The following is a 20,923-nucleotide window of genomic DNA, read 5'->3' as shown; positions in this document are numbered from 1 at the left end:
CCTCCGTGGATGCGTTCTTCCAACTGGTACAACTCTCAACCAGGAGCCTCTGTTCCAACCCTGCATGTGCTGTGAGCGAACTGTGAAAGAAGTCCACGGCCCCAACCCGCGCCTTCCGTACTAGGCTGGATGCCAGACCAACCCGCCCTCACAGGGCCCCCAACCTAAGGAGAGTCATGGCAGGCGAATCCACGTTCGACGTCGTAAGCAAGGTAGACAAGCAAGAGGTGGCCAACGCGCTCAACCAGTCCCAGAAGGAAATCGCGCAGCGATACGACTTCAAGGGCGTCGGTGCTGAAATTGATTTCAGTGGCGAAAAGATCCTCATGAAGGCCAATTCAGAGGACCGCGTCCTGGCTGTCCTGGACGTCTTCCAGTCCAAGCTCATCAAGCGCGGCATTTCTTTGAAGTCCCTGGACCAGGGTGAGCCTTTCCCCTCCGGCAAGGAATTCCGTCTGGAGTGCACCATCAAGGAGGGCATTGCCCAGGACATCGCCAAGAAGATCAACAAGATCATCCGCGATGAAGCCCCTAAGTCCGTCAAGTCCCAGATCCAGGGCGACGAACTCCGCGTCACGTCCAAGTCCCGTGATGACCTGCAGGAGACCATGAACATCCTCAAGAAGTTCGAAGAAGCTGACCTGCAGTTTGTGAACTTCCGCAGCTAGTATTTGCTGACACGTTGCCGGCCCGCTTTTCCGTTGTTGAGCAAACACGGAAAAGCGGGCCAACGACGCTTAAGCCAGTTACAGCAGTGGGCGCCCGGCCATCCGCTCCAGTCGGCTGATCCGTTCCTTCATGGGCGGGTGCGTGGAGAACATGCGCCGCATGCCGCCGCCACGGAACGGGTTGGCGATCATCAGATGGGACGCGTTGACCAGCCGTTGGTCAGGCGGGAGCGGCAATTGGCTGACGCCTGACTCGATCTTTCGCAGGGCTGAGGCGAGCGCCAAGGGATCGCCGGTCAGTTCCGCGCCGTCCTCATCGGCGTCGAACTCACGGGTACGGGAGATGGCCATCTGAATCAGTGAGGCCGCGAAAGGCGCGAGCAGGGCCATCGCGATGGTGGCCAGAGGGTTGGCATTGCGCCGGTCCCCGCTGCCAAAGATCAGCAACATCTGGCCCACGGAGGTGATCACTCCGGCCACCGCAGCAGCTACCGACGAGGTAAGGATGTCGCGGTTGTACACGTGCATCAGCTCATGTCCCAGCACTCCCCTGAGTTCGCGGGCATCGAGCAGGTGGAGGATCCCCTCGGTGCAGCACACGGCTGCGTTCTTGGGATTGCGTCCGGTGGCGAAAGCGTTGGGCGTCATGGTGGGCGAGAGGTAGATCCGCGGCATGGGTTTGTTGGCACGAGCGGACAGCTCTCGAACAATCTGGTACAGCTGCGGCGCCTGAGCCTCGGTGACGGGGTAGGCGGCCATGGAACGGATGGCAATTTTGTCGCTGTTCCAATAGCCGTAGGCCGTGGTGGCCACACCAATCAGTGCCATGATCCAGATGGGTGTGGTGCTGCGCGTCCCGGCGGCGATGATGGCACCCAAACCCAACAACACCGCCCACAGCACACCGAAGAGCGCCGCGGTCTTGAGTCCATTGTTGTGTTTATGCACGGTTGTTCTTGTCGCTTTCCTCGGCCTTGCAGGGGTTCTGTACGGATTAACGCCGACGCCCCTTCTGGTGTTCCGTGGTCAGCCTACGTTGCCAGTAGCAACACTCCGCCTTCACTCAGGAACTGGGTGACACCGCCGGCCAGCAACTCTCCCTGCTGCGGGAACTGCTTGGTAGGCTCACCCCGGGGAAGGAGTTGACATGGGCTTGGAGCGACGATTGCTGTACCGTTCGGGGTTTTGGGAAATCGCCCGGCCGCGCCATCCCCTCACGGCCGGGCACATCTTGATCAGGCTGTCCGATCCGTCTACCGAATTCGCGCAGGCTTCAGCGTCCGACTGGCTCTTCTGCCACAACCTGGCACGCGCCGCCCTCCACGACGTACTGGGGGCAAGCCGCTTCTCGGTGATGTTCGCCCACAGCTGGCACCCGCTGGGCTCTGCCATAGGCGAGCCCGTGGCCGAGTCCTCAACCCCCACGTTCCACCTCTTCGGGCGTTGGGATGGAGAAACCACGACGCCGGGTGCCCAGCTTTCCTTGCCGGCCCACCGTCGTGCCGGCGAGCCTGAGCACAACCTGGAAGCCACCGACGCGGCGGTCCGTGAGGCGCTGCGGCTGAGCCGGCCCGAAGCCTACGCGAGTTCCGGACCCGAGCCGGGCGCCGCCGTCGAGCCCTCTTCTGGAGTCGAGCCCTCTTCTGGGGGCGAGCCCTCTTCTGAATCCGCACCGCTGGTACGGGCCGTGGAAACGGGACCTCGCCATACGGTGATCGAACCTGTCCGGGCTGTGGAGAACTTCCGTGACATCCTGCCAGTGGAACTGCTGGCAATGGCTGCGACCTTGGGCGCCCTTCCACTGACCGGAGGCCTCAGTGGCTTCAGTTGCCTGGCGTTGGAATCCGAGACAGCAGGCGCCGCTCTGCGGGTCCATGCACTGGGCAGATCCGCAGCTGAGGACGTAAATCCCATGGAGGATCTGCTCCGTTCACCAGAAGTTAGCCTTGCCTTATTGTGAACTGCTCAAAATAAGTGTTTCAATGAATGCATGACAGATCACACAGCCGAGCAAGCAGAATGGGCCGCCGCCCTGCATGCGCACGGCCGGCGTGTGACCAAACAGCGGCTGGCCGTGCTTGCCGCAGTCCAGCACCATCCGCATTCTCCGGCAGAAGGCATTCTTGCCGCTGCCCGCAAAGAGCTTCCTGAACTGACGGCGCAGTCCGTTTACGTAGTGCTCAGCGACCTCACGGACTTGCAGATGCTGCGTCGCTTTGAACCCCCGCACTCCCCGGCGCTGTACGAAACCCGGGTGGGTGACAACCACCATCACGCCGTCTGTATCAGCTGCGGCAAGGTGGAGGACGTGGATTGCGCCGTGGGACACGCACCGTGCCTCACCCCGCACTGGGATGAGAATTCCAAGCCCATGACCATCCAGATCGCAGACGTCCTTTACCAAGGCATCTGTCAGGACTGCCAGTCCAAACAACAGCTTCCCGTAACTTCCGTAACTCAGAAATAAGAAAAAGGAGAACAATGACTGCCATTTCAACAACTCAGTCAGGTGCCCCCGTTACCTCCGACGCGCACTCGAAGTCCGTCGGCGCTGACGGTGCCATCATCCTCACCGACCACTACCTGGTGGAAAAGCTCGCGCAGTTCAACCGCGAGCGGGTCCCGGAGCGTGTAGTGCACGCCAAGGGTGGCGGCGCATTCGGTACGTTCAAGACCACTTCGGACGTTTCGGCTTACACCAAGGCAGCCTTCCTGCAGCCGGGCGTTGAGACGGACATGCTGATCCGTTTCTCCTCCGTTGCAGGCGAGAACGGTTCTCCCGACACCTGGCGCGACCCCCGCGGTTTCGCCGTGAAGTTCTACACCTCCGAGGGCAACTACGACCTCGTTGGCAACAACACCCCCGTCTTCTTCATCCGCGACGGCATCAAGTTCCCGGACTTCATCCACTCCCAGAAGCGCCTCCCGGGCAGCCACCTGCGTGACGCTGACATGCAGTGGGACTTCTGGACCCTCTCCCCCGAGTCCGCACACCAGGTCACCTGGCTCATGGGCGATCGCGGCCTCCCGGCTTCCTGGCGTGAAATGCAGGGCTACGGCTCGCACACCTACCAGTGGATCAACGCCGCCGGCGAACGTTTCTGGGTCAAGTACCACTTCAAGTCCAACCAGGGCGTCAAGACCATCACCGGCGACCAGGCTGAACAGCTTGCCGGCTCGGACGCGGACTTCTACATCCGCGACCTCCAGGAGAACATTGCCGACGGCAACTTCCCCTCCTGGGAACTGCACGTCCAGGTCATGCCTTACGAGGACGCCAAGACGTACCGCTTCAACCCGTTCGACCTCACCAAGGTTTGGCCGCACTCTGACTACCCGCTGATCCACGTGGGCACCATGGAGCTGAACAAGAACCCGGAGAACTACTTCGCGCAGATCGAGCAGGCCACCTTCGCGCCGTCGAACTTCGTACCGGGTATTGCCGCTTCGCCGGACAAGATGCTGCAGGCCCGCATCTTCTCCTACGCTGACGCACACCGCTACCGCGTGGGCACCAACCACGCACAGATCCCGGTGAACCAGCCGAAGAACCAGGTCAACAACTACAGCCAGGACGGACAGGGTCGTTTCCTGTTCAACTCCCCCTCCACCCCGGTATACGCACCGAACTCGGTGGGTGGCCCGGCTGCTGTTGAGCCGACTTCACCTGCCGGTGGCTGGGAGAACGACGGCGAGCTCACCCTCTCCGCCCACACCCTGCACGCTGAGGACGACGACTTCGGCCAGGCCGGTACCTTGTACCGCGAGGTCTACGATGACGCCGCAAAGGCCCGCCTCCTGGACACCATCACCGGTGCCGTCGGCGGCGTGAAGCACGCCGACATCAAGGAACGCGCCATCCAGTACTGGACCAACGTTGACTCCGAGCTCGGTGCCAAGCTCCGCGCCAACCTCGGTGCAGGCCAGACCGAGTCCGACGCCGAAGCAGCCAACAAGCTCTAAGTGTCTCTGCTCTACTGCATTTCCAGGAACACCCCGTTGCGGATATTCTCCGCGGCGGGGTGTTCCTTTTGTTTTCCACATAGCCCTGGTTCGCTATGGCTGGGCCGGCATCGGCGTCCCTAGGATCCTTGTATGAGCACATTCGAAGGCATCCCTACTGCCGCATTCCGTTTCTACGCCGAGCTTGAAGAGAACAACAACCGCGAGTGGTGGCTGGAGCACAAGACAACGTACGACGCCGCGGTGAAAGGCCCGCTGACTGCTCTCCTTTCGGAGCTGGAGCCGCAGTTCGGGCCGGCTAAGATCTTCCGACCCAACCGGGACATCAGGTTCTCCCAGGACAAGTCACCGTACAAGACGGCCCAAGGCGCGTTCGCTGCCAGCCAGGAGGGTGTCGGATACTACCTCCAGATCAGTGCCGATGGTCTGCTGATCGGCGGCGGCTACCACTCCCACACGCCAGCCCAACTGGCGCGTTTCCGGGCCGCAGTGGATGCTCCTGATAGCGGTTTGGAGCTGCAGGGAATTGTCGATTCGGTGGCAGCGGCAGGCTTCGCGATTGAGGGTGAAAAACTCAAGACTGTTCCCCGGGGTTTCGACAAAGACCATCCACGTGCTGAGTTGCTCAAGCACAAGTCCCTTTCCGCCGGGGAGGAGATCGGGCAACTGGACTGGCTGTCCACCCCTGCGGCTAAAGACCGGATCGCAGCGCGTTGGGAAGTGCTGCGGCCGCTCGTTGAATGGGTCAGTGGGCATGCGGCGCCCTAACGCGGGAACGCCCGGAAACCTATGGTTTCCGGGCGTCCCGTACTTCAAATCACTCAGCTGTCCGACAAGCTACTCACATTGGTCTAAACCTTGGTGAAGGAGTCCTCGTCCTCGTCGCCCTTGGCCTTGGAGCTTTCGGGAGCACCGTTCACGGAGGCCTTGGCTGCGGCGAACTTTTCGTTGAGCCGTGAGTGCCGCTGGCCGTAGGCGAAGTAGATGGCCATGCCGATGATCAGCCAGATCGCAAAGAAGATCCAGGTTTCCACCGCCAGGTTGGTCATGAGGTAGAAGCAGAGGACTGCGGATACCCACGGCAGGACCTTGCCGAACGGGACCCGGAAAGCGGGCTTGAGGTCCGGGCGCTTCTTACGCAGCACCAGGATGCCCACGCTCACCATCACGAACGCGGACAGCGTTCCGATGTTGATCATTTCCTCGAGCAAGTCCACCTTGGTTACGCCTGCTACCAGGGCTACAGCCGCACCACAGATGATCTGCAACCGGGCCGGCGTCGAGCGCTTTTCGCTGGTCTTGGACAGCGAGCGGGGCAGGAGGCCGTCGCGGCTCATGGCCAGGACCACGCGGGACAGGCCCATGAGCAGCACCATAATCACGGTGGTCAGGCCCACCAGGGAACCGAACGCGATGATCTTGGCCGCGTCAGTGTTGCCTACCGCCTCGAAAGCTGTGGTGAGCGTGGGGTTCTTTACCTCGGCCAACTGCGTGTAGGACACCATGCCGGTCAGCGCGAGGGAGACCAGGATGTAGAGCAGCGTCACCACTGCAAGGCCGCCGAAGATACCGCGGGGAAGGGTTTTCTGCGGGTTCTTGACCTCTTCGGCGGAGGTTGCCACCACGTCAAAGCCGATGAAGGCGAAGAACACCAGGGCTGCCCCGGCGAAGACGCCGAGTGTTCCGTACTGGGCCGGAGCAGCGCCGGTGAGGAAGCCGAAGAAGGACTGCTTCATGACGTCGGCGACACCGGAATCGGTGGGCTCGGAGGCAGGAATGAAGGGGGTGTAGTTGGAGAACTTCACGTAGCTGAAGCCAACAACGATCACGAACAGCACCACGGCGATCTTGATCAGCGTGAAGACGTTGCCAACGCGGGCGGACAGCTTTGTCCCCAGCACCAGCAAGACGGTGAAGATTGCGACGATGAGGAAGGCACCCCAGTAGAGATCAACACCAGCCACCTGGATTGACGGGGGCATTTCCACACCCATCAGGCCAAAGACCGTACTGAGGTAAATGCCCCAGTACTTTGCGATCACGGCTGCAGCGGTGAAGAGTTCAAGGATGAGGTTCCAGCCAATGATCCACGCGAGGACTTCGCCCATGGTGGCGTACGTGAACACGTAGGCGGAGCCTGCCACGGGGATCGCTGTAGCGAATTCCGCGTAGCACATGATGGCCAAAGCACACGTGACAGCGGCGATGGCGAAGGAGATGGTGACGGCAGGGCCGGCAAAGTTTGCGGCAGCCTTGGCTCCAACCGAGAAGATCCCGGCGCCGACAGCAACGGCGACGCCCATGATCATCAGGTCCCAGGTACTGAGGCTGCGCTTCAGCTTTCGCCCGGGCTCGTCGGCATCGGCGATCGATTGCTCGATCGACTTGGTCCTGAAAATGTTCATAAAAATGCCACATTCTGGATGGGAGTGGTATAGGACTCATCAAGAATAGTGTCCGGCCCTTGGACGGCCATATTTATCCCAGATAGTGAGACGAACCACGAAACCCCGTGACAGCTGTTGCTGGTGTGACGGACGCGGGTAGCCCCCGTCACACCAGTTATGGGTCCCTAAACGCTTGGCACATCCCAGTCCATGAGGGTGGAACGGATCAGGAACCGTTTGCCCTCAGGTGATTCCACCGAGAATCCACTACCGCGTCCCGGAACCACATCGACTGTGAGGTGAGTGTGGGACCAGTAGTTGAACTGCTCCTTGGACATCCAAAACTCCAAGGGCTGCGGCTCCCCGTCGGCTCCGATATCGAAGCGGCCCAGAAGGACGTCGGAGTCGCCTGTCAGGAACTCCCCCGCCGGATAGCACATGGGTGCAGAGCCGTCGCAGCAACCACCCGACTGGTGGAACATGAGTGGCCCGTGCTGGTCCCGGAGTTTGCGGAGGAGTTCCACGGACGCCGTGGTGAGCGCCACCCGGGAGAAATCCTCCCCGGGCAGCGTCACCGCGGCTTCCAAGCCGGCATCGTCCATCAGAACTTCAGGACCACTCGGCCGTCGATCTTGGCGTGCTTCATCTCGTCAAAGACCGCGTTGACCTCGGAGAGTTCCCGGGTGGAGACCGTTGGCTTGATCTTTCCCTGGGCGTAGAATTCCAGTGCTTCCTCGAGGTCCTGCCGTGTTCCCACGATCGAGCCGCGGACCGTAAGGCCCTTGAGGACGATCTCGAAGATCGGCGCCGGGAAGTCTCCCGGAGGCAACCCATTGAAAACGATCGTTCCACCACGGCGCGCCATACCGATCGCCTGGCCGAACGCCGAAGGGTGAACCGCTGTCACCAGGACACCATGGCAGCCACCCGTTTCACGTTGGATGACCTCTGCCGGATCCTCATGCAAGGCGTTGACGGTCAACTCGGCGCCGTGTTCGCGGGCCAGTGCCAACTTGTCATCGGCAATGTCCACTGCCGCGACCCGGAGCCCCATGGCCACCGCATACTGCACGGCGATGTGCCCCAGTCCCCCGATGCCGGAGATGGTGACCCACTGACCAGGCCTGGCCTCGGTCATCTTCAGGCCCTTGTAGACCGTGACCCCGGCACACAGAACCGGCGCGACTTCCACCGGGTCCGAGCCTTCCGGGATGCGGGCAGCAAAGCGCGTGTCAACCAGCATGTACTCGCCGAACGAGCCGTCAACGCTGTAACCACCGTTCTGCTGAGACTCGCACAGGGTTTCCCAACCGGTGCGGCAATACTGGCAGTCTCCGCAGGCGGACCACAGCCAGGCGTTCCCCACAAGATCGCCCACGGCAACGTCCGTGACGCCCTCGCCAAGGGCCACAACTTCGCCCACTCCTTCATGGCCAGGAATGAAGGGTGGTGTCGGCTTGACCGGCCAGTCGCCTTCGGCGGCGTGGAGATCTGTGTGGCAAACCCCCGACGTTATGACGCGGACCAGCGCCTGGCCGGGACCCGGCGTCGGGCGTTCCACCTCCTTGACTGTAAGGTCGGTTCCGAATTCCGTAACTACTGCAGCTTGCATGGTTGTGGACATTGACGATCTCCTTTGATCGGTGAACAGGACTGGTTTAGAAGAAGCCGAGCTTGTTCTCGTTGTAGCTGACCAGGAGGTTCTTGGTCTGCTGGTAGTGGTCCAGCATCATGGCGTGGTTCTCACGGCCAATACCTGAGGACTTGTAGCCACCGAAGGCGGCACCTGCCGGGTAGGCGTGGTAGTTGTTGACCCACACGCGGCCGGCCTGGATTTCCCGGCCCGCGCGGTAGGCAACGTTTCCGTTGCGCGACCATACTCCGGCACCCAAACCGTAGAGGGTGTCGTTGGCGATGCCGATGGCGTCGTTGTAATCGCTGAACTTGGTGACGGATACTACCGGGCCGAAGATCTCTTCCTGGAAAATCCGCATCCGGTTGTGGCCCTCGAAAATGGTGGGTTGGACGTAGTAGCCGCCGGCGAGGACACCGGAAAGCTCGGCCCGGGCGCCGCCGGTGAGCACCTTGGCGCCCTCCTGCTTTCCGATGTCGATGTAGGACAGGATCTTCTCCAGTTGGTCGTTCGAGGCCTGGGCGCCAACCTGGGTTTCTGTGTCCAGCGGGTTGCCCTGGACGATCTTGTTGGTCCGGGCAACGACGTCCGTCATGAAGGAGTCGTAGATGCCTTCCTGAACCAGTGCACGGGACGGGCAGGTGCAGACCTCGCCCTGGTTGAAGGCAAAGAGTGTGAAACCTTCCTGGGCCTTGTCATAGAAGGCATCGTTCTGCGCCGCGACGTCGTCGAAGAAGATGTTCGGGCTCTTGCCGCCGAGTTCCAAGGTGACGGGAATGAGGTTGTTGGACGCGTACTGGCTAATGAGTCGGCCGGTGGTGGTTTCACCCGTGAAAGCGATCTTACGGATCCGGGAGCTTGAAGCGAGCGGCTTTCCAGCCTCAACACCGAAGCCGTTGACCACGTTCACCACACCTGCCGGCAGGAGGTCGCCGATGAGTTCCATGAGGACCAGGATGGACGTGGGCGTTTGCTCGGCGGGCTTGAGTACCACGGCATTGCCGGCTGCCAGTGCCGGCGCCAGCTTCCATACGGCCATGAGGATGGGGAAGTTCCACGGAATGATCTGGCCGACAACGCCCAGCGGCTCCTTGAAGTGGTAGGCGGTGGTGTCCTCATCCAGCTGGGAGAGGTGGCCTTCCTGCGCACGGACGGCTGAGGCGAAGTAGCGGAAGTGGTCGGCCGCCAACGGGATGTCGGCGTTGAGGGTTTCGCGGACGGGCTTGCCGTTGTCCCAGGTTTCCGCGACCGCCAGGAGCTCCACGTTCTCATCGATGCGGTCGGCAATCTTGTTCAGGACGGCTGCGCGCTCCGTGGCGGAGGTCTTGCCCCAGGAAGGTGCCACTTTGTGGGCGGCGTCCAGCGCCAGCTCGATATCCTCGGAGGTGCCGCGGGCAACTTCGCAGAAGGCCTTGCCCGTGACGGGGGTGATGTTCTCGAAGTAGGCGCCCTTGACCGGGGCAACCCACTCGCCGCCGATCCAATTCTCGTAGCGGTCCTTGAAGGTGACCTTGGAACCCTCGGCACCTGGCTGTGCATAAACGGTCATTGCTAGCTCCTTTGCTGCGAATCACGGTGGCTGTCGCCGTTGATCCGAGCCTAGGAGCGGGGAGGTTGCAGCTACGTTGCAACCGTGTGAGTCAGCTCACGCTTTGAGTTCCGTTTCGATCCGTTCAAGGTCAGCCACGACGGCGGCCCGCTTGGGTGAGCGCGGCGGCAGCAGCTTCAGGACGGCAAGGCGGAGGTCGACGTCGTACTTCGCCTCGGGCAGCTCAGCGTACTTGAGGAGCGAATCGACGCTGCCGTCGCTGAGCAGCGCCTCGCGCAGCAGGTGCGAGACCCGTTCGCGCAACTGCACGACGCCGGGCGCCTCCGAGCGTGGCAAGAGCCCGCCTTTGTAGATTTCCAGGGCAATGCGGTGGGCGCCGCGCTGGAGGCAGCTGAGGACCTGGCCGGAGTCGGGCAACAGCTCAACCGGCAGGCGGTAAGGACGGGATCCGGGGACCGCCTCCGGGCTGAGATCCTGGATGACTTTGCGGAGCCGCACCATTTCCGCCCGCAGGGTCACGTTGGAGCCGTCGCCCGGATACAGCTGCGTGCACAGGTCTTCAGCGCTGAGCCCGGCAGGGTGGTTGCTCAGGATGGCAAGAATTTCGCTGTGCCGGGCAGACAGGGAAACCGTCCGTCCGTTGATACTGAGCAGGGCTTGGTCACGGCCCAACAACTGGAGACTGTTCCGGTAGAGCGCGTGACCAGAGGCAGCGACCGCGCTCCGGCGTCGAGGTTTGTCCTTGACGGCGGCGGCGAGCGTCAGTCGTTCAATGCGGAGCTGCGCCTGGGCGGCGGCAACGGTAGCCTCCACCAACGAAAGGGTGTGCGCGGCGACGGCAGTTTCCGTGCCAGTGATATCCACAACGCCCAGGACGGCACCGGAGTCGGGGTCGTGAAAAGGAACCGCCGTACAGCTCCAAGGATGGACGGAGCGCTTGAAGTGTTCCGCCCCTGAAATCTGGATGCTGCGGTCCAAGGCCAGCGCAGTCCCGGGTGCGCTGGTCCCCACGGAGGCCTCGGACCAGTCGGCACCGGCGACGAACATCATGCCTTCGGCCCGGCGCTGCATCACAGGATCGCCATCCACCCACAGGAGCCGGCCGACGTCGTCACCCACTGCCACCAACAGGCCGCTGTCATGGCTGGGCTGAACCAAAAGCTTCTTGATCACCGGCATGATCGTGGCCAAGGGGTGCTGCCTGCGGTACTCCTCAAGCTCATCGCGGTCCATTGCGAGCGGCGCCTCGGCCACGTCCGGGTTGGCCTGCAGAGTTGCCGAGCGTTGCCAGGATTCTCGTACCAACCGGCGCAATCCGACGATGTCCTCAGGCATCCCGAGGCGCAAGGAGTCCAGACGCTCGTGGCCCGTGAGGGCACGCTTCTGCAACAGCTCCGCGGCATCGCTGCCCGGAACCGGCGGATGGACTGGATTCCTCATCGAACTCCCTGGTAGTCCGCAATTACAGTGCGCTGCACATGTGGTGGGCGGGACGGTACCGAGAAGTCTAGTTCGGGTGGAGATGAATGTCAGCCTCGGGAGATCCGGATCATTTCCTCGCGTGGCACAACCTTGATGCGCTCGCGGACCACACCGTTATCTTCGCCGGCGGTCCACTCAGCACCAAGGGCGGCTTCGTGGGCGTCAAGCCTGTTCCAGCCTTCCCACGTGGTGTATTCGACGCCGCGTTCCTCAAGGAGGTCGATGATGGCTTGGGGGTCCGGGTTTTCCGCCGGGGGCAGATTGAGCCTGTCCTCGAGGAGGAAGCCGATGGTCTCCAGGGCATCACCCTTCGTATGCCCGATCAACCCCACCGGTCCCCGCTTGATCCACCCCGTGGCGTAAATTCCCGGGACGGGCTTGCCGTCGGCATCCAGGACGCGACCGCCGTCGTTCGGTATGACGCCGCGGCGCGCATCGTATTCAAGTTCCTCCAAAGGGGAACCGTGGTAGCCGATGGCGCGGTAGACGGATTGAACGGGGTATTCGATGAACTCGCCGGTGCCCTTGACGTTGCCGGTTCCGTCCAACTGCATGCGCTCAAACTTGATGCCGGAGACCTTGCCGGGCGTCTCAGGCGCGTCGAGGATCTCCACGGGGCTATGCAGGAAGTGCAGGTGCAGGCGCCGCGACGACGGCTGCTCCGATTCTGCGTGCTCCTCCACCAGCCAGTTGGTCATGGTGTTGACCATGGTCTTGATCTGGTTGTTCGTCTTGATGGCTTCATCCGAGGCTTCGTCGAACTCGAAGTCCTCCGGATACAGGACGATGTCCACGTCCTTGCAGTGGGACAGCTCGCGCAGCTCCAAAGGCGTGAACTTCACCTGGGCAGGGCCCCGGCGGCCGAAGACGTGAACGTCGGTGACCGGCGACTTCTTGAGCCCCGCGTAGACGTTGTCCGGGATCTCGGTGACCAGGAGTTCCTCGGGGTGTTTGACCAGCATGCGGGCCACGTCCAATGCCACGTTGCCGTTGCCGATCACGGCAATTTCCTTGGCATCCAAGGGCCAATCCCGGGGAACGTCAGGGTGTCCGTCGTACCAGGAAACGAAATCCGCGCCGCCAAAAGAGCCCTGCAGCTCGACGCCGGGGATTCTCAAGTCAGCGTCTTTGATGGCACCCGTGGAGAAGATCACGGCGTCGTAGAAAGCACGGAAATCGTGGAGAGTAAGGTCCTTGCCGTAAGTCACGTTGCCGAGGAAGCGGATATCGCCGCGGTCCAACACCTTGTGCAGCGCGTTCACGATCCCCTTGATCCGTGGGTGATCGGGCGCCACGCCGTAACGGATCAGACCATACGGTGCCGGATATGCCTCGAAAAGATCGATGCTGACCTCCACATGCCCGTCTTTGACCTCGTTCGATTTCGTCAGGATGTCCGCGGCGTACACGCCCGCGGGTCCTGCACCAACGATCGCAACGCGAAGCGGACGATTGGGGGTTGTTGCGGCTGAGTTGGACACCGATACCCTTCCGAAGCAGTGAGCCACGCCGTTGTTGGGGCGCGCAGATTCCAATTCTAGATGTCGACCCTACGCCGGACCGCCTATATGGCAGGAGTCACGGAAATTGCTAAAGATTGCGGAATATTGCGCGCGCAGGTGGTGTTGGCGACAATGTGTCGACTCCGGAACAGATAGCTGCCAACTCTCCCTCTTCAAACCAGCCAACGACGACGACGGTCGGGGGCGGCGGTGGAGGTACAGGCGGTCCTGCTAAATCGCGCAGCAAGCCCGTGCGGAGCGAGTCGACGGCGGGAATCCTGTTCGGTATCGGCGCTTACGGCCTGTGGGGCCTGCTTCCGCTGTACTTCTTCATCCTCATGCCTGCCAGTGCAATCGAGATCGTGGCGAACCGGATCGTTTGGTCCTTGCTCTTCTGTGCGCTGCTCATCACCATCACGCGGGCCTGGAAGACACTCTGGGCGGCCGTGAAAGATGGCAGCGTTTTCGGTCCTCTGGCGCTGGCGGCAGTTCTCATCGCCATCAACTGGCTCACCTACACTTTCGGGGTCACCACGGGCCATGCCGTTGAGACGTCGCTGGGCTACTTCATCAACCCGTTGGTCTCGGTTTTGCTCGGCGTTTTCGTCCTCAAAGAAAAGCTGCGTCCCCTGCAGTGGGCAGCTGTGGGCATAGGCTTCGTGGCCGTGGGCGTCCTGACGTTCTCCTATGGGCAACTACCCTGGATTGCGCTGATCCTGGCCTTCAGCTTCGGGCTTTACGGCTTCGTGAAGAAGCGCGTGGGGCCCAAGGTGGACGCACTCACGAGCCTCAGTGTGGAAACTGTGGTGCTGGCCCCCTTTGCCGCTATCACCATGGTTGTTCTCGCTGTAACCGGCGTCGAAACTCTGACCACGCTGGGTGCGGGCCACTTCTGGCTGCTGGTGGCTTCCGGTGTCATCACGGCCGTACCACTTCTGTTCTTCGGCGCCTCAGCCCGCCGTCTGCCCATGACCACCATCGGCTTGCTGCAGTACTTCGCACCGGTGCTCCAGTTCGTTGTGGCGCTGACCGTGTTCAACGAGACGATGACCACTGCCCGCTGGATCGGTTTCTGCGTGGTGTGGTTGGCGCTGGTGTTGCTGACAATCGACATGCTTCGGGCAACACGGAAGAACTCGGTACTCAAAAAGCAGGCCCGCTTGGCCGCTGCTGGCTCGTGAGGCGCACTTCTGCGGTGCGCCACGGCGGCGCACCGCTTTAAACGCGGAAGGAGGGCCGGGTAGAAACCCGGCCCTCCTCCTAAAACAAGCGATGAAACTTACGCGTGAGCCTTGATGGCTGCTGCGAGGACCTCGAGGCCGTCGATGAGCAGGTCGTCGCTGATGACCAGCGGCGGAAGCAAACGGATCACATTGCCGTAGGTGCCACAGGTCAGGATGATGACGCCTTCCTTGAGGCAAGCGGCAGCAACAGCCTTGGTGAGCTCAGCGTTCGGTTCCTTGGAGCCGGGCTGTACGAGCTCGATGGCCAGCATGGCGCCGCGGCCACGGATGTCGCCAACCACGGAAACTTCTTCAGCCAGTTCGCGGAGCTTGCCCAAGGCGAGCTCTTCGATGTGGCGGGCACGGCCGTTGAGGTCGTGCTGTTCCATGGTGTCGATCGCTGCGAGTGCTGCGGCGCAAGCAACCGGGTTGCCACCGTAGGTGCCGCCGAGTCCGCCCGGGTGGACGGCGTCGAGCAGGTCTGCGCGGCCGGTGATAGCGGACAGCGGGAGGCCGCCGGCGATGCCCTTGGCCATGGTGATGATGTCCGGGACAACACCCTCGTGGTCAACGGCAAACCATTCGCCCGTGCGGCAGAAACCGGACTGGACCTCGTCAGCGATGAAGACGATGCCCTTTTCCTTGGCCCAAGCGGACAAAGCCGGGAGGAAGCCCTCGGCCGGGACGATGAAGCCACCCTCACCCTGAATGGGCTCGATGATGATCGCGGCAACCTGGTCGCCACCGATCTGCTTCTCGATCATGGTGATGGCGCGCTTGGCAGCCTCGGCACCGGTGATCTCCGGGTTCTCTTCACGGAACGGGTAGCTCATGGGCATGCGGTAGACCTCCGGCGCGAACGGGCCGAAGTTGGTCTTGTACGGCATGGCCTTGGCAGTCAGCGCCATGGTCAGGTTGGTGCGGCCGTGGTAGGCGTGGTCGAAAGCTACTACGGCGTCGCGACCGGTTGCGAGACGTGCAACCTTGACGGCGTTCTCCACAGCTTCAGCGCCGGAGTTGAACAGGACCGTGCGCTTAGCGTGGTCGCCCGGGGTAAGGCGGTTGAGCTGCTCGGCAACTGCAACATAGCCCTCGTACGGGGTAACCATGAAGCAGGTGTGCGTGAAGTGCGCAGCAGCTTCCTGGACAGCGGCGACGACGGCGGGATCGGATGCGCCGACGCTGGTCACGGCGATGCCGGAACCAAGGTCGATGAAGGAGTTGCCGTCGACGTCGCGGATGATGCCGCCGTCGGCGTCTTCAACGTAAACGGGAACGCCCGAGGCGACGCCGGCAGCAACGACGGCGGAGCGGCGCTCGGCCAGTGCCTGCGACTTGGGGCCGGGGAAGGCGCCGTTGATGTTGCGCTTCTGCTCGATGCGGTACGAGAGTTCGTTCGCGGTTGTAGTCATGGGGTGGTTGCCTTTCTGGGAAATTCGTACGGGTTACGCGAACGCGCTATGCGTCGAGTGCAGACATGACGTGCTTGATGCGCGTGTAGTCCTCAACGCCGTACATGGAGAGGTCCTTGCCGTAGCCGGACTGCTTGAAGCCGCCGTGCGGCATTTCAGCCGTCAGCAGGATGTGGGTGTTGATCCAAACCGCACCGAAGTCCAGGTCGCGGCTCATGCGCATCGCCGTGCCGTGGTCGGTGGTCCAGACGCTTGAAGCCAAGGCGTATTCGACGTCGTTGGCCAGCTCGAGCGCTTCTTCTTCGGTGCTGAACTTCTGGACGGTGATAACCGGGCCGAAGGTTTCCTTCTGCACGATGTCGTCAGTCTGCTTCGCACCGGAGACGATGGTGGGCTCGAAGAAGAAGCCCTTCTCGCCTGCGCGGTGGCCACCGGTTTCGATCTTGCAGTTGGCCGGAAGGTTCTCCACCACGGACGTCACAGCGTTGAAGTGGTTCACGTTGTTGAGCGGGCCGAAGTAGTTGTCTTCGTCGTTCTGCGAACCCGTGCGCAGGGTCTTGGTGTGCTCCACCATTGCCGCCACAACGTCGTCGTGGACGGAGTCCTCCACCAACACGCGGGTGATGGCCGTGCAGTCCTGGCCTGCGTTAAAGAACGCGAACTCGGCGATGGCGGCTGCGCTCTTCTTGATGTCGGCATCCTTGAAGACGATGGCGGGAGCCTTGCCACCAAGTTCCAGGTGGGCACGCTTGAGGCCCTTGGCTGCGCCGCTTGCCACAGCGATGCCTGCGCGGACGGAACCTGTAATGGACACCAGGCCGGGGACCTTGTGGTCAACCATCATTGCGCCGGTTTCGCCGGTGCCCAGGACAACGTTGAGGACACCGGCCGGGAAGATCTCGCTGGCCAGACGTGCCAGGACCAAGGTGGACTCAGGGGTGGTGTCGGAAGGCTTCAGGACAATGGTGTTGCCTGCGGCCAGGGCGGGGCCGATCTTCCAGATGGCCATGAGGAACGGGTAGTTCCACGGAGCAACCTGGGCTACGACGCCGATCGGTTCGCGACGCACGTAGGAGGTGTGGCCCTCGAAGTATTCACCTGCGGACTTGCCTTCCATGATGCGTGCTGCACCGGCGAAGAAGCGGAGCTGGTCAGCACCTGCGGCAACTTCTTCGGAGGCAATCAGGGATCGGACCTGCCCGGTGTTGCGGTGCTGAGCTTCCACGAGTTCGTCGCTGTTGGCCTCGACGGCGTCTGCAAGCTTGAGGAGCATCAGCTGGCGCTGGCCAGGTGTGGCCTTCTTCCACGACTTGAAGGCCTGATTGGCCGCGGTCATGGCGGCGTCCACATCGGCCTGAACCGAAATGGGCGACTTGGCAACGATTTCCCCGGTGGCGGGGTTCACGATGTCGAGAAGACCCGTACCTGCCGGCGTAACGAATTCGCCGTTGATGAAGTTCTGCAAGGTTTGAACCACGGTGTGCAACCCTCTTTCGGAGTCTGGGCATGGGTTTAGCTGATCAGAGCCTATGCCAGGGAGGGGGTCCAAGGAATAGCCAGCTGCACACACAAGGACCCCCCGCTTAGTGCGCTTGACCAGTGCCGGGTTACGCTTTAAAGCATGGCAATGTCCCTCGCTTCGCTCGTCGCTGTTCCCTCCCTGAAACTCCGCCAAGCCGGCCTTGCCGAAACCACGTGGAACCAGGACATCAGCTGGGTTGCCGTGACGGAACTGGAAGATCCCCAGCGCTTCCTCAGCGGCGGAGAATTGGTCCTCACCACCGGCCTGCGCCTCAAAAGCGCCGCCGACCAGCGGCGTTTCGTCCGCCAAGCCCAACGCGCTGGTGCCGTGGGGATCGGTTTTGGCATCGGCCTCACCCACGAGTCCGTTCCGGAAGCACTCATCGCAGAAGCCAACCGCTGGGGCCTGCCCTTGGTGGAAGTCCCCTACGAGATCCCCTTCATCGCCATCGGTAAACTCGTGGCGGAATCACATTCTGCCGACCATTACTCCAATCTGGAGCGACTCCTCGCCGGGCATCAGATCCTGGCACGCTCGCTGCTCACTGGTGGAGGCCTGAACGAACTCCTCAAGCAACTGGGCAGCATGCTCCGCACTGACGTGGTGCTTACCCAGTTCAGCGCGCAGCTCTACAACAGCGTGGCGGGGAAACCGGCGCCGACGGCGGATGGCTGGGCTTCGTATCCGATTCCCACCGGCCGTAGGGACGCCTGCACGCTCTGGCTGCGGCAACCCTTCGTCGACTCCGGAATCGTCAGCTACGCGCAGAACCTCATCAGCGTGGAGCTCAACAACATGGTCAAGCAGCGGCAGGCCCAGCGCGCCATGGCAGGTCAGGTGCTGGACGACGTCATTCACGGCACCCTTGAGAGCATCGAGGCCGCCCGGCGACTGGCAGGCGTGGGCATCAACAGCACGCGAAAGAACGTCGTTCTAGTGGCAGAGTCCACTGCACACCACAAACAACTGATCAGCATTTCGCTGCCCCAAGCGCTGGAGGCCGGCGTCAGCGCCGTCGTCGGGAAGGACCTGGTCACGGTCATCAGCGACGACGGCAGCTCGGCTACCGCCTTGGCCAAGAGCCTCAGCGACCACCTGCAGGAAGCCGGTATCCACGCCGTTATTGGTATCGGCGGCGCCTACACCAAGCCGAACGGCCTGCGTTGGAGCTACTTTGAAGCGCGCGACGCCGTGGCGCATGGCTTGCCGGTCAACGAGCCGGAGCGCCTGAGCCTGACATCCCTGCTGCTTGCCAGCGAGGATGTTCCGCTGGCGGACATGGCCAGCGAATCCCTGACCCCGCTGCGGAAGTTCGACGCCGCCCACGGGGCCGAACTTGTGGCCACTTTGGAAAGCTACCTGAACCACAACGGGTCAGTGGCGGCCGTGGCCGAAGCCCTCACCCTGCACCGCAACACTGTGCGTTACCGTTTGGCACAGATCACCGAATTGACGGGCTACGACCCCTCCCAGACACAGGACCGTGTGCAGCTTTGGTTGGCGTTGGCGGTCCAACGATTGGGGTCGCGCAACCCCCGCTAGCCCCTCCACGAACCGGCGCGGAGAGCTTCGCCACAAAACCCTAGACATTAGACGTCAAACGTCTAACCTTTAGATATGGCCGCGACGACTCCTCTTACCCCCAGCACCGGAAACATCCCTACTGTGAGCCCTGCCCAGGCCGCCCCTGAGCTTTCGGCAAGTTCCGCAGTCCCCAAGACGCGCGTCGTCGCCGTCGTCGGCATTATTGCCGTGGTGCTCATCGGCCTGAACCTGCGCGCCGGCATCACCAGCGCCGCCGCCCTGTTCCATGACCTGCAACAGGTGCTGGGTTATGGCGCCCTGGTGGCGTCCATTCTGCCTTCCATCCCGCTGCTGTGCTTTGCGGTTGCGGGCATGGGAACGTCCTGGCTGACCCGCCGGGTGGGTGTTGAAAAGGCCATCGCCATCGCGTTGGCCCTGCTGGCCGGCGGATTGCTGGTCCGTGGCGTTCCGGTGACGGGCGCACTCCTCGGAGGCACCGTCCTGGCGATGTCCGGCCTGGCCGTGTGCAACGTGGCCATGCCGTCGTTCATCCGTGAGCACTACTCAGAGCGCACCTCCATGATGACGGGTCTCTACACCTTCACCATGTCCGGCGGCGCTACCTTCGCCGCTGCCGTGAGTGTTCCGCTGGCGCACGAGCTCGGCTCGCCGTCCATGGGCTTGGCAGCTTGGGGAATCCTGGGCGTCGCGGCCCTGCTGGGCTTCCTGCCGGTTGTCCTCCACACCCACCGCAACTCCACCAAAACGGACCGGCCGCGGGTGTCCATGTGGCCGTTGCTGCGTACCCGCCTCGGCATCCTGATTACCGCGATCTTCACCTTCCAGGCATTCCTTGCCTACGCCGTGATGAGCTGGTTCGCCTACATCCTGACCTCGCAAGGTCTCAGCGCCTCCGAAAGCGGCCTGCAGTTCGGTGTGATGCAGTTGGTCTCCGTCGCCGCCGGCATGATCCTGCTCGCCTTCGGCTCCCGCCCCCGCATGCTCCGCCCCGCGCTGTATCTGGCCAGCAGCTCCACCTTGCTGGCCATCGCCGCAATGGTCTGGCTGCCGACGTCGTTGGCGGTTGTGCCTGCCGTGCTGTTCGGCTTCGGCTTGGGCATCTTCCCGCTCGTCTTGGTGATCATCAGCCGCAGCGGGCGTTCGACGGCGGAAACCACCGCGCTCTCCACCATCGCCCAATCGCTGGGATACTTGATAGCGGCAATTGGCCCGTTCGGCATGGGCCTGCTCCACAGCGCCACCGGCGGCTGGGTGCTGCCGCTGAGCCTGCTGTCCATCGTGGCGGTAGCGCTCATGGTTACCTGCCACCTGCTCACGAGCAAGCGCACTGCCACCAAGACCGGACCGAGGACAGCATGACCCTGACCCCTTCGCATCGCCCGGCCCTTGCCGAGGAGATCACCGCCAAGCTGCGGGACATGATCAAGTCCGGTGAGTGGCCGCTTCAGGAGCGAATCCCTGCCGAGCCCGAGCTCATGTCCACTCTTGGTGTTTCGCGGGGAACTTTGCGCGAGGCCATCAAGGCGCTGGCCCACTCCGGCATGCTGGAAGTGCGGCGAGGGGACGGCACCTATGTGCGGGCCAACAGTGAGATGTCCGGCGCGGCGCAGCGCATGTACCTGGAGCACACTCAGGAGCACATCGTGGAAGTCCGGCTCGGCCTGGATACCCAGGCTGCCCGATTGGCCACCAAGCACGCTACCGCTGAGGACCTGGCCGAAATGCGCCGCCTCCTCGCGCTCCGCCACGACGCCTGGCAAGCCGAGGACTACCCCACGTGGGCCAGCGCCGACTGGGAATTCCACGAACGCGTCGCCTTGGCTTCAGGAAACCCCTTGCTCCACCAGCTCTATGTTTCGTTCGGCGGCGTATTCCACAACGACCTCCTCCGCCAGCAACGAAAGGGTGGCTTCAACGGCATCCCCCGCGAAGGCCACGACGAACTGGTTGACGCACTGGAAGCACACGACCCCGATGCCGCCGTCCAGAGCGTGTACCGGAACTTGGACTACTGCTCCGACCAGGCGCCGCGGTAAC

General features: G+C 62.5%; 18 protein-coding genes. 9 read left to right on the top strand and 9 right to left on the bottom strand.

Annotation, left to right across the window (positions count from 1 at the left end; all coding sequences use genetic code 11):
• Nucleotides 1–176 precede the first annotated feature (176 nt).
• Nucleotides 177–668, top strand: a complete 492-nt coding sequence (locus RIF72_RS06545; protein WP_017200185.1) for a YajQ family cyclic di-GMP-binding protein — start codon at nucleotides 177–179, stop codon at nucleotides 666–668.
• A 78-nt stretch (nucleotides 669–746) separates the two neighbouring features.
• Here RIF72_RS06545 and htpX read toward each other — a convergent pair whose 3' ends face one another.
• Nucleotides 747–1,616, bottom strand: a complete 870-nt coding sequence (htpX, locus tag RIF72_RS06540) for a zinc metalloprotease HtpX (protein ID WP_017199870.1) — start codon at nucleotides 1,614–1,616, stop codon at nucleotides 747–749.
• A 199-nt stretch (nucleotides 1,617–1,815) separates the two neighbouring features.
• On the opposite strand from htpX, the gene RIF72_RS06535 reads away from it, so the two are divergent.
• From RIF72_RS06535 to RIF72_RS06520, 4 genes are all read left to right on the top strand, one after another.
• Complete coding sequence (locus tag RIF72_RS06535; RefSeq protein ID WP_309074042.1) at nucleotides 1,816–2,628, top strand: hypothetical protein; 813 nt, start codon at nucleotides 1,816–1,818, stop codon at nucleotides 2,626–2,628.
• A gap of 30 nt (nucleotides 2,629–2,658) precedes the next feature.
• Nucleotides 2,659–3,135: a Fur family transcriptional regulator gene (locus RIF72_RS06530; protein ID WP_017199873.1), complete on the top strand. Its 477-nt coding sequence runs from the start codon at nucleotides 2,659–2,661 to the stop codon at nucleotides 3,133–3,135.
• A 14-nt stretch (nucleotides 3,136–3,149) separates the two neighbouring features.
• Nucleotides 3,150–4,631, top strand: coding sequence for a catalase (locus RIF72_RS06525; protein WP_309074041.1), 1,482 nt, complete (start codon nucleotides 3,150–3,152; stop codon nucleotides 4,629–4,631).
• A 132-nt stretch (nucleotides 4,632–4,763) separates the two neighbouring features.
• Nucleotides 4,764–5,399, top strand: a complete 636-nt coding sequence (locus RIF72_RS06520) for a DUF2461 domain-containing protein (protein WP_309074040.1) — start codon at nucleotides 4,764–4,766, stop codon at nucleotides 5,397–5,399.
• Nucleotides 5,400–5,482: 83 nt separating this feature from the next.
• Here RIF72_RS06520 and RIF72_RS06515 read toward each other — a convergent pair whose 3' ends face one another.
• From RIF72_RS06515 to RIF72_RS06490, 6 genes are all read right to left on the bottom strand, one after another.
• Nucleotides 5,483–7,036 carry an amino acid permease gene (locus RIF72_RS06515; RefSeq protein ID WP_309074039.1) on the bottom strand — a complete coding sequence of 518 codons (1,554 nt, stop codon included), beginning with the start codon at nucleotides 7,034–7,036 and terminating at the stop codon, nucleotides 5,483–5,485.
• Nucleotides 7,037–7,203: 167 nt separating this feature from the next.
• A complete protein-coding gene (locus RIF72_RS06510) occupies nucleotides 7,204–7,620 on the bottom strand; it encodes a DUF779 domain-containing protein (protein WP_309074038.1) in 417 nt (138 codons plus the stop codon).
• On the bottom strand, nucleotides 7,620–8,642 hold the full coding sequence (gene adhP / locus RIF72_RS06505; RefSeq protein WP_309074037.1) for an alcohol dehydrogenase AdhP: 1,023 nt from the start codon (nucleotides 8,640–8,642) through the stop codon (nucleotides 7,620–7,622). Before adhP ends, RIF72_RS06510 begins: the two co-directional genes overlap by 1 nt.
• Before the next feature lie 34 nt (nucleotides 8,643–8,676).
• A complete protein-coding gene (locus RIF72_RS06500; protein WP_309074036.1) occupies nucleotides 8,677–10,200 on the bottom strand; it encodes an aldehyde dehydrogenase family protein in 1,524 nt (507 codons plus the stop codon).
• Nucleotides 10,201–10,296: 96 nt separating this feature from the next.
• On the bottom strand, nucleotides 10,297–11,640 hold the full coding sequence (locus RIF72_RS06495) for a GAF domain-containing protein (RefSeq protein WP_309074035.1): 1,344 nt from the start codon (nucleotides 11,638–11,640) through the stop codon (nucleotides 10,297–10,299).
• An 89-nt stretch (nucleotides 11,641–11,729) separates the two neighbouring features.
• Entirely contained in the window at nucleotides 11,730–13,163 is a 1,434-nt protein-coding gene (locus RIF72_RS06490; protein WP_309074034.1) for an FAD-dependent oxidoreductase, read from the bottom strand.
• A 116-nt stretch (nucleotides 13,164–13,279) separates the two neighbouring features.
• Here RIF72_RS06490 and rarD point away from each other — a divergent pair, with 116 nt between their 5' ends.
• Nucleotides 13,280–14,365 carry an EamA family transporter RarD gene (gene rarD / locus RIF72_RS06485; protein ID WP_309074033.1) on the top strand — a complete coding sequence of 362 codons (1,086 nt, stop codon included), beginning with the start codon at nucleotides 13,280–13,282 and terminating at the stop codon, nucleotides 14,363–14,365.
• 98 nt (nucleotides 14,366–14,463) lie between these two features.
• Here rarD and gabT read toward each other — a convergent pair whose 3' ends face one another.
• Entirely contained in the window at nucleotides 14,464–15,819 is a 1,356-nt protein-coding gene (gabT, locus tag RIF72_RS06480) for a 4-aminobutyrate--2-oxoglutarate transaminase (RefSeq protein ID WP_309074032.1), read from the bottom strand.
• A gap of 46 nt (nucleotides 15,820–15,865) precedes the next feature.
• Nucleotides 15,866–17,296, bottom strand: coding sequence for a gamma-aminobutyraldehyde dehydrogenase (locus RIF72_RS06475; RefSeq protein WP_309074031.1), 1,431 nt, complete (start codon nucleotides 17,294–17,296; stop codon nucleotides 15,866–15,868).
• Between the two features lie 144 nt (nucleotides 17,297–17,440).
• Between RIF72_RS06475 and RIF72_RS06470 the strand changes: the two genes are divergently transcribed.
• The 3 genes from RIF72_RS06470 (at nucleotide 17,441) to RIF72_RS06460 (ending at nucleotide 20,922) form a co-directional block, all read left to right on the top strand.
• Nucleotides 17,441–18,883, top strand: coding sequence for a PucR family transcriptional regulator (locus RIF72_RS06470; RefSeq protein ID WP_026005258.1), 1,443 nt, complete (start codon nucleotides 17,441–17,443; stop codon nucleotides 18,881–18,883).
• A 75-nt stretch (nucleotides 18,884–18,958) separates the two neighbouring features.
• Nucleotides 18,959–20,245, top strand: a complete 1,287-nt coding sequence (locus tag RIF72_RS06465) for an MFS transporter (protein WP_309074030.1) — start codon at nucleotides 18,959–18,961, stop codon at nucleotides 20,243–20,245.
• The gene (locus RIF72_RS06460) at nucleotides 20,242–20,922 is read left to right on the top strand and encodes a FadR/GntR family transcriptional regulator (protein ID WP_207594331.1); all 681 of its coding nucleotides are present in this window, start codon (nucleotides 20,242–20,244) and stop codon (nucleotides 20,920–20,922) included. The genes RIF72_RS06465 and RIF72_RS06460 overlap by 4 nt, the downstream gene beginning before the upstream one ends.
• The last annotated feature ends 1 nt before the right edge of the window (nucleotide 20,923 follow it).

Source organism: Paenarthrobacter sp. (assembly GCF_031180005.1).
Lineage (GTDB): Bacteria > Actinomycetota > Actinomycetes > Actinomycetales > Micrococcaceae > Arthrobacter.
This window is presented reverse-complemented; position numbering and strand designations above follow the sequence as displayed.